The organism is Aeromonas sp. HMWF016 (genome assembly GCF_963878195.1).
Lineage (GTDB): Bacteria > Pseudomonadota > Gammaproteobacteria > Enterobacterales > Aeromonadaceae > Aeromonas > Aeromonas lacus.
In genome coordinates, this window is record NZ_CAWNWX010000003.1 from 1 (window position 1) to 1,557 (window position 1,557).

Genomic DNA, 1,557 nt, shown 5'->3' on the forward strand with positions numbered 1-1,557 from the left:
AAGAGCGACGCAGATTTTGCTGCTGCGGGAGTGGCATTCTACTCAACCGCCTTCTCGAGTCAAGCCTTATTTTCCAAGGCTTTTCGAGGTTACCGACCGGGTTGTTTGCGTTGCCGCTTGCCGTGTCGATGGAGGCGCATTATAGGGAGTGAATTCGTTATGGCAAGGGGATAATTGCAAAAAGATGGCTTTCGCTGTTCGATCGCTCACAAAGCCACCAATCAGCATATTTAACCGGCGAAATCAGCTTGCTGCAGGCACCGCGATAGCAAAATCATGCAGATTGTCATAGATAGCATCGGCCAATGCGTTACCCGCTTCGGTGACCGGCTTACCGGTTCTGACCATGATCTTGTGACCAACCCCGGCATTGATGGCTGCTTTCAGATCGGAAGGCTTGTCACCCACCATATAGGAACGGCTCATGTCGATGTTCAGTTCCTGCTTGGCAAGCAGCAACATTCCCGGTTCCGGCTTGCGGCAGTCACAGGTAGCACCGTGCTCCGGATGATGCGGGCAGAAGTAGATACCATCGAGGTCCACATCACGATCAGCCAGTGACCAATCCATCCACTCGGTCAGGTTCATGAAATCATCTTCGGTGAAATAGCCGCGGGCAATCCCTGACTGGTTGGTCACTACAACCAGCAGATAGCCTTTCTTTTTGAGGAGCTGCAGGGCGTCTATGACTCCGGGCAGAAAATGGAAGTCATCGACCTGGCTGACATAGCCAGTGTCTTCATTGATGACACCGTCACGATCCAGAAAAATGGCGGGTTTGCTCACGGAAACTACCTCTATCAATGGTTTTGCCCAGTATCTCACAGGGCAGATAAAGCCCAAAAACAAAAGGGGCGGCCGAAGCCACCCCTTTCATGTGTGCATTTAAAGTATCGATTAAGCGATAACTTTAGCTACAACACCAGCACCTACGGTACGGCCACCTTCACGGATAGCGAAACGCAGGCCGTCGTCCATCGCGATCGGCGCAATCAGGGTAACAACCATCTTGATGTTGTCGCCCGGCATTACCATCTCTACGCCTTCCGGCAGTTCGATGGTACCGGTCACGTCGGTAGTACGGAAGTAGAACTGCGGACGGTAGCCTTTGAAGAACGGGGTATGACGACCACCTTCTTCTTTGGACAGCACGTACACTTCAGATTCAAACTTGGTGTGCGGCTTGATGGTGCCCGGCTTGGCCAGTACCTGACCACGCTCTACGTCTTCACGCTTCACGCCACGCAGCAGTGCACCGATGTTCTCGCCTGCACGACCTTCGTCCAGCAGTTTGCGGAACATTTCAACGCCGGTACAGGTGGTCTTGGTGGTATCTTTGATACCTACGATTTCCACTTCTTCACCAACTTTAACGATACCGCGCTCTACACGACCGGTAACTACGGTACCACGGCCAGCGATAGAGAATACGTCTTCGATCGGCATCAGGAACGGCAGGTCGATGGCACGCTCCGGCTCCGGAATGTAGGTGTCCAGGTGGCCAGCCAGTTCCAGGATCTTCTCTTCCCACTGAGCTTCGCCTTCCAGCGCTTTCAG

General features: G+C 53.2%; 2 protein-coding genes. Both read right to left on the minus strand.

The features are described 5' to 3' along the window. Window positions 1-243: 243 nt before the first annotated feature. Window positions 244-786 carry a D-glycero-beta-D-manno-heptose 1,7-bisphosphate 7-phosphatase gene (gene gmhB / locus AACS24_RS00140; RefSeq protein WP_181364270.1) on the minus strand — a complete coding sequence of 181 codons (543 nt, stop codon included), beginning with the start codon at window positions 784-786 and terminating at the stop codon, window positions 244-246. Window positions 787-897: 111 nt separating this feature from the next. After that, window positions 898-1,557: EF-Tu C-terminal domain-related protein (locus AACS24_RS00145; protein WP_258223031.1), on the minus strand; the 660-nt coding region annotated here is incomplete at its 5' end.